Here is a 6701-nt window from a genome sequence, read left to right as displayed (position 1 = left end):
CTGAATGTTAAAAACTTGAACATCGAGTATTAGAAGTCGAAATTAATAATCATTAGAGGTTGCATTCAAAAATGGAAGTTTTATTTCGCATTAAGTACGATTCGGGAAGAAATATGTTTGACGGATTGGATATGTATTACGGAGCAAACAGTCTTGCGGCTCTCTCCGAATTTATGCTAGTTGCAGCACACGCATTCATTAATGAAGAAATAGTTGTTCGCGCACCAGCAGCTCGTGGTTTTAGAATTGTTTTAGGAAAAAATTCAATAGGGTCGTTAGAGCAAATTATTCAGCTCGTAGTTACCGATTCCGAAACGTTGTCGCTTTTAACTGATCTTGGAAAAAGCGGATTGTATGATCTTCTCAAATATGCATTCTGTTCGCTTCTTGGAATTCCATGGGCTATTAAGAACAAAAAAGCAAAGAAAAAAATTCTGGCACTGATGCAAGAGAACGAAGACCTTCTTCAACGACTGGAAAATGCGCTTCTTACAGCTCATTCTCCTGTGAAATACCAAGGTTACACAGTGGCATTATCGCTAGGACGCCAACCACTGTCACATTCGATGATTCCACTCTTGAGTACCTGGAAACAGAGATTATTGAGCCTGGTAGTGAGGTAATTCAAGTTGCTGTAAGTCGTTTTAATGCGCGAACTGGTACAGGTCGGTTTATTACGGATATTGACTCAATGTCTCACGGATTTAGACCAACGCTAGAGTTGAATGATGATCAAAAAACGCTCATGGCAGATAATTTAGGGAAAGTTGCACGAGGTAATTTTGAAGCCCTTTCAGCAAATGTGACAAAAGTCAATTCGCGCGACGGAAGGCTCAAGCGATACCAGTTGCATGAAGTAAGTGTGTAGCCCGGATTTGATAGCTGTCTAGAAATAGAAAGTAATTCATAAGTTTAATTCAAAAAGTCAGTCCAAGTGGCGTGCCGTCGGTTAGCGGCTTTGAAGTTCGGTTTTTTTACGTTCGGCACTTGTATAGAACGTCAAAACGCCACTTAATACCCGATCATCAAGAAAGATAGTTAACAAGCAGCCATTATGGTAAGTTCAGCAAAAAAATATAAAGCAGAGGAGTCTGTCCAATGAATTTATCCGCCCAAGAAATCACTTCGCAACTTTTAATGTTGCCTGAACAGGAGCAGCAGGAGGTTCTCGATTTTATTGCGCTGTTGAAAAACAAATTAGATCGTGGCTTGTTGAAAAGCAATAAGTACAAAGGCAATCTTGATACGCCAAGCGCCCAAGAAATGCCAACGGTTCCCCCCATTTATCGGGCTTTTGAACAAGCCGGTTTGAGTTGTATTGAAACGGATGAGCAGTTTTCAATAACCTATAAGGAAAAATTAGATTTTTCATTTAAACACGGCATTGGAAAAAGATGAAAGTTTCATTCAAAGGCATTGCTATCGGTGGCATCACTGATGTCGTGTTGTCAGGTATTCTAGGAATTCCGCTCAGTATATACGTCATAAGCAGTCGAGGCCTGTTGGGTTTGCCAAAAGATCAGCTCGGCATGGCTGCGGTGGAAGCTATTCATAGCAATATCGGACTCTATAGTGTGCAATTATTTATTGGCCTTAGTTGCTCAATCTTTGGCGGCTATATTGCGGCATGGCTTGCTAAGCACGATGAGATTCTCAACGGTGTACTAGCCTCATGGCTTTGTGTAGGAATCGGCGTATATTCTTTGATTTTCGGGAAAGCCTCTGATTCTGTGCCGCTGCATTTCGCGCTGGTCGCTATCACGCCTATTTGTTACGCATTGGGCGCTTATCTTCGGCGCAAGAGTGTTCGCGCAGGTACTGCAACTGTCTGACCACGATTCAAATAAGATGGCCTAGCTTCGGTCGCCAGCAATGAACGTTAATAGCAATTGCCTTAAAGCGGTTAAAATAACGATCATTTGCGCAAACCCTCGGCAGCTATCGGCAACAACATGAAAACCAGCACTTTTCTTGCATTGGCCACCATTACTGGCGGGCTTATCCAAAACCACGACAAAATCAGTGCTTGGCTAGACCCGCTACCTGCCATTACCCGTCAAACCGGACAAAACGAAGTTATTTTATACTCGACAACATGGTGTGGGTACTGCGCTAAAACCCGCAAATATTTTGCCGAACACCATATAAAGTACACCGACTTGGATATTGAGCATTCCGAGCAAGGCCGTAGCGGCTATAATCAGTTGCACGGCCACGGCGTACCTATCGTGGTGATTAACGGAGTACCCATTTATGGCTACGACCCTGGTGAGATGGGCAAAGCTTTGGCTAATAAGGGCGGTGCTTAACATCTTCATTTTCCAGCGGTAAAGAGCGCATTTTATTAGCGGCTAGTTTGTCCGTTCCTACGGAGGCATTGGCGGTTAGGCTATATCGGTCAGAAAAGCGTCTTGGCTTGCTCATCAAGCTACTTAGCAAAGACGCTTTTGTAAGAAAATAACGGACTGACCCTTACAAGAGAATAATGGCAATTCTTCCCAGCTACTATTATTTAAGCGGATCGCCCGCAACAAGATTCAAAAACCCGCAAGCCCAAGGCTTTGCGGGTTTTTTATTGTCCGGCGAAAAGCAAAAAAGCCCCTAAAAGCAGAATTTATTGTTCCTATTTTATCAAATAGGAAGCTGATCCGGCTTTTTAACACTACCCTAGCATCTGTTTTCATAACCCTTGTTGCAAGCCCACAAGGCGAAAACCTTTACCTACTACTTGGCATTGCTCTTAACGGCAAAGTAGTGCTGTTTATGGTGTAAGCCAATGCTATGGTTTTGCCTTGCCACATTTAAGACGCTAGTTAATGGCTATAAATCCCGCCTTAAGGTGGATGCTGCCCTTCATCACTTTACTGATTATGGTGACACTATGCCAAATTTAGAACCTAAACCCCCATCGCCTTATCCTTATCCTTATACCTTGGGTGGCGTTAATCTTACCCTGTGGAGCTTAAAGATGATTGCCGGAACAGGCATCATGGGGCTCGGCGCCTTGTATGGGGTAAGCGCTTACAAAATCTTTGCCCTGCTCTTTTCCGCACCCGCAAAAGGCGTTAGCGGCTTAATGTTAGTGTCATTTTTGGCGGGCATTCCCTTTGCTATGGGTATGTTAATCAGTTATTTCGTCAAACGGCGAAAATTGGCGGGCTGGGTCGGTTCCGGTACGCTATCGCTGTTGTCTATTGTCTTGGTTGTGTTTGCCGCTGGGGCGTTATTGCGGGAAGGTACGGTTTGTATTGTGATGGCGTTACCGATATTCATTGTCTTGGCGATATTGGGGGTTATTTGTACGGCATTAGGCTCTTTATTGGGTTTATCCAATAGCCCTAAACTGTTGTCGGTGGGTTTATTCATGCCGTTTATGCTGGCACCGTTAGAGCAAAGGCTACCTGCGACCACCTTACACCAAACCGTTACCCAAAGCATTTTTATCGCCGCACCGCCCGCGACCATTTGGCAACATATCAATTATCCCTTGAATATCCAAAAAGCAGAGCTTAAGGACGGCTTGGTTTACCAAATCGGTGCCCCTTATCCTATGGAGGCGCGGACTCTCGAAGGTAAGGTCGGCGGCTTGCGGGCTTTACAGTGGGAGCGCGGAGTGAAATTTGCCGAGATTATCACCGCATGGGAGCCAAACCACTATATCGCTTGGGATTATAAATTTACCGCCGACTCGTTTCCGCCCGGTTCGCTTGACGAGCATATCGTCATCGGCGGGCATTATTTCAATATGGAATCCACCGCCTATGCCTTACAACCGGAAGCCAACGGCACACGTCTGACCATTCAAGTCAACACCAGTGTCAGCACAAATTTTAACCATTACGCGGATTTTTGGGCGCGGTTTCTGGTAACGGATACGGCGAAGACCATTTTGCAGTTCTATAAAACCCGTGCCGAGTTACCCAGCCCTAGCGCATTAGGTAGCAGGGTATGAATAGCCTCACCACTTGCCACAGAAATAGGAGCCGACGTTAAGGTACACACGGTTATATCGTGCAATGGCTGAAGACCATTGCACTCCGTTCATTACGGCCTTTCCAGTGGAATGCCTTTGCCAAGGGCTTTAACCTCGCGCCTAATCCAGCCTATCCGGTTGGTCTGTCTCTGTGCCTCTTAATGGGTGACGGGCCTGCCTCCATAAGGCAATAGGTTCAAGCCGTCGCAAAGGTTTATAATACCGCCACTACCCAGCCCGTTAACCCGCTCAGGAACCGCCCCATGTCCGACCCGCATCTTTACCACGTCAAACCGCATATTGCCGACCACGCCCATATCACCACCGAAACCTACCAACGCCTTTACCAGCAGTCTATCGACCAGCCTGAAGCGTTTTGGGACGAACAGGCGGGACAATTTTTGACCTGGCAAAAACGCTGGGATAAGGTGATGGCTTATGATTACCCCAGCGCTTATATCCGTTGGTTTGAAGGCGGCAAGCTCAATGTCAGTTACAACTGTCTGGACAGGCATTTGGCAACACGCGGTGAACAAGTGGCGATTATCTGGGAAGGCGATCAACCCGATCAAGCCCAAAAAATCACCTACACGCAACTGCACCGGCAAGTCTGCAAATTCGCCAACGTCCTCAAAGCCCAAGGCGTAAGCAAAGGTGACCATGTCTGCGTATATTTGCCGATGATTGTCGAAGCTGCGGTGGTCATGCTGGCCTGTACCCGTATCGGCGCGGTGCATTCGGTGGTGTTCGGCGGCTTTTCCGCCGAAGCCTTAAAAGACCGTATCCAAGACGGGCAATGCCGTTACTTGGTCTGCGCCGATGAAGGCTATCGCGGCGGTAAGGTCATCCCCATTAAAGCCACCGTCGATAAGGCGGCGGCGAATTGCCCTAGTATAGAAAAAATCATTGTCATCCAAAACACCGGGCAAACGGTGGCGTGGCAAGAAGGCCGTGATGTCTGGTACCACGAAGCGATGGCCTTGGCGGCAGAAGACTGCGAGCCGGAATGGCTGGATGCGGAAGATCCGCTGTTCATCTTATATACCTCCGGCTCCACAGGTAAGCCCAAAGGCGTACAGCACAGCACGGGCGGCTATTTGCTGTATGCGGCCATGACCCACAAATACATCTTTGACTACCACGACGGCGATGTCTACTGGTGTACCGCCGATGTCGGCTGGATTACCGGACATTCTTATGTGCTCTACGGGCCTTTATGCAATGGCGCGACCACGCTGATGTTTGAGGGCATACCGACTTACCCCGAAGCCGACCGTTTTTGGCAAGTGATCGACAAGCACCAAGTCAATATCTTCTACACCGCCCCCACCGCCATCCGCGCCCTGATGGCGCAAGGCGACGCGTTCGTCACCCGCACCGACCGGAGCAGCCTGAGGATTTTGGGCAGTGTCGGCGAGCCGATCAACTCGGAAGCTTGGGAGTGGTACTACCATGTTGTCGGCGAAAAACGCTGCCCCATCGTCGATACTTGGTGGCAAACCGAAACTGGCGGCATTTTAATCACCCCCTTGCCCGGCGCGACCGCCTTAAAACCCGGCTCGGCGACCTTGCCGTTCTTTGGCGTACAACCCGTCATCCTCGACCCGACCAGCGGGCAAGTGCTGGAGGGCGTGGCCGAAGGTGTGCTGGCGCTCAACCACCCCTGGCCCGGCCAAGCGCGTACGGTCTACGGCGACCACCAGCGCTTTATCGACACTTATTTTAAAACCTATCCGGGCTATTATTTCACTGGCGACGGGGCGCGGCGCGATGCCGACGGCTACTACTGGATTACCGGACGGGTTGACGACGTGCTGAACGTCTCCGGCCACCGCTTGGGTACGGCAGAAATTGAAAGTGCCTTAAACCTGCATGAATTCGTCGCCGAATCCGCCGTGGTCGGCTTCCCGCATGACATCAAAGGCCAAGCTATCTATGCCTTTGTCACCCTGCAAATGGGTGCTACACCTTCCGAGCAGATTAAAAAAGAACTGATCGCCCTAGTCAGAAACGAAATCGGCGCCATCGCCAGCCCCGAAGCCATCCAATGGGCCCCCGCGCTACCGAAAACCCGCTCCGGCAAAATCATGCGCCGGATTTTGCGGAAAATCGCCGGCAATGAGTTGGATAACCTCGGCGACATATCGACCTTGGCTGATCCGTCAGTGGTTGAGGAGATTATTGCTAACCGGATTAATCGGGGGTGATGGGGTTGGGAGTAGTGCCGTTCGGTTTACGGCTTTAGCGTAAGCCGTCATCTATCGCCTTAGGCAGCGGCATGAAAGGTATCTTGTAGGAGCGCGGGCATCTTGCCCGCAAAGGCGTGGCGGGCAAGATGCCCACGCTCCAAGCCCTTATCCTTTATTGGCTATTCCTTAGTCAAACTCAAACAGCACATGCCCAGGATTAGCGGCGGCAATCACGCACAAATCCGCCGTAGTCTTTTTCCCCGCCGCCCGAATAATCAAAAACGCCCCCGACCCGATACCTGCTTTCGCAATGGTGCTGAGGTCGGCGGTGGTTTTTGCCGATGAAATAGTAATGCCGCCGCCAGAGCGGGCGATTAAAGCAAGGTCGGTGGTGGTTTTAGACATGGCGTTGTTCCTGTAAGCGAAGGTTGGGCGCGGCACCGCCTGTAAAATACCAGAGCGGCAACTAGGCGACATCATAACCTTTGCTAGGATAAGCTTTGGGGTTGGTTTTCCGTTGGGGGGGGAGTAGGTATTTT

Annotated in this window: 7 protein-coding genes; 6 read left to right on the top strand and 1 reads right to left on the bottom strand. The window is 49.2% G+C overall.

All coding sequences use genetic code 11. From position 1 onward, the window contains the following. Nucleotides 1-71: 71 nt before the first annotated feature. The 6 genes from AADEFJLK_RS20740 to acs all read left to right on the top strand — a co-directional run bounded on the left by AADEFJLK_RS20740 (nt 72) and on the right by acs (nt 6180). The gene (locus AADEFJLK_RS20740; RefSeq protein WP_103975606.1) at nt 72-623 is read left to right on the top strand and encodes a DUF7946 domain-containing protein; all 552 of its coding nucleotides are present in this window, start codon (nt 72-74) and stop codon (nt 621-623) included. Between the two features lie 475 nt (nt 624-1098). Continuing rightward, nucleotides 1099-1398 carry a DUF2281 domain-containing protein gene (locus AADEFJLK_RS20735; protein ID WP_103975605.1) on the top strand — a complete coding sequence of 100 codons (300 nt, stop codon included), beginning with the start codon at nt 1099-1101 and terminating at the stop codon, nt 1396-1398. Then, a complete protein-coding gene (locus AADEFJLK_RS20730; protein ID WP_103975604.1) occupies nt 1395-1832 on the top strand; it encodes a hypothetical protein in 438 nt (145 codons plus the stop codon). The genes AADEFJLK_RS20735 and AADEFJLK_RS20730 overlap by 4 nt, the downstream gene beginning before the upstream one ends. 120 nt (nt 1833-1952) lie before the next feature. Further along, the gene (locus tag AADEFJLK_RS20725; RefSeq protein WP_103975616.1) at nt 1953-2309 is read left to right on the top strand and encodes a glutaredoxin family protein; all 357 of its coding nucleotides are present in this window, start codon (nt 1953-1955) and stop codon (nt 2307-2309) included. A gap of 572 nt (nt 2310-2881) precedes the next feature. Continuing rightward, nucleotides 2882-3952, top strand: a complete 1071-nt coding sequence (locus AADEFJLK_RS20720) for an SRPBCC family protein (RefSeq protein WP_103975603.1) — start codon at nt 2882-2884, stop codon at nt 3950-3952. 284 nt (nt 3953-4236) lie between these two features. Further along, nucleotides 4237-6180 (top strand): acetate--CoA ligase, encoded by a 1944-nt coding sequence (gene acs, locus AADEFJLK_RS20715; protein WP_103975602.1) that lies wholly within the window; start codon nt 4237-4239, stop codon nt 6178-6180. A gap of 168 nt (nt 6181-6348) precedes the next feature. On the opposite strand, the gene AADEFJLK_RS20710 is transcribed toward acs, so the two are convergent. After that, nucleotides 6349-6567, bottom strand: coding sequence for a hypothetical protein (locus tag AADEFJLK_RS20710; RefSeq protein WP_146054688.1), 219 nt, complete (start codon nt 6565-6567; stop codon nt 6349-6351). Nucleotides 6568-6701: the final 134 nt, after the last annotated feature.

The organism is Methylovulum psychrotolerans, assembly GCF_002923755.1.
GTDB classification, from domain to species: domain Bacteria; phylum Pseudomonadota; class Gammaproteobacteria; order Methylococcales; family Methylomonadaceae; genus Methylovulum; species Methylovulum psychrotolerans.
This window is presented reverse-complemented; position numbering and strand designations above follow the sequence as displayed.

Bases quoted from the DNA above. Each gene is read 5' to 3' on its own strand.
- AADEFJLK_RS20720 (WP_103975603.1), top strand. From the start codon at position 2,882: ATGCCAAATTTAGAACCTAAACCCCCATCGCCTTATCCTTATCCTTAT.
- AADEFJLK_RS20710 (WP_146054688.1), bottom strand. From the start codon at position 6,567: ATGTCTAAAACCACCACCGACCTTGCTTTAATCGCCCGCTCTGGCGGC.
- AADEFJLK_RS20740 (WP_103975606.1), top strand. From the start codon at position 72: ATGGAAGTTTTATTTCGCATTAAGTACGATTCGGGAAGAAATATGTTT.
- AADEFJLK_RS20725 (WP_103975616.1), top strand. From the start codon at position 1,953: ATGAAAACCAGCACTTTTCTTGCATTGGCCACCATTACTGGCGGGCTT.
- AADEFJLK_RS20735 (WP_103975605.1), top strand. From the start codon at position 1,099: ATGAATTTATCCGCCCAAGAAATCACTTCGCAACTTTTAATGTTGCCT.
- AADEFJLK_RS20730 (WP_103975604.1), top strand. From the start codon at position 1,395: ATGAAAGTTTCATTCAAAGGCATTGCTATCGGTGGCATCACTGATGTC.
- acs (WP_103975602.1), top strand. From the start codon at position 4,237: ATGTCCGACCCGCATCTTTACCACGTCAAACCGCATATTGCCGACCAC.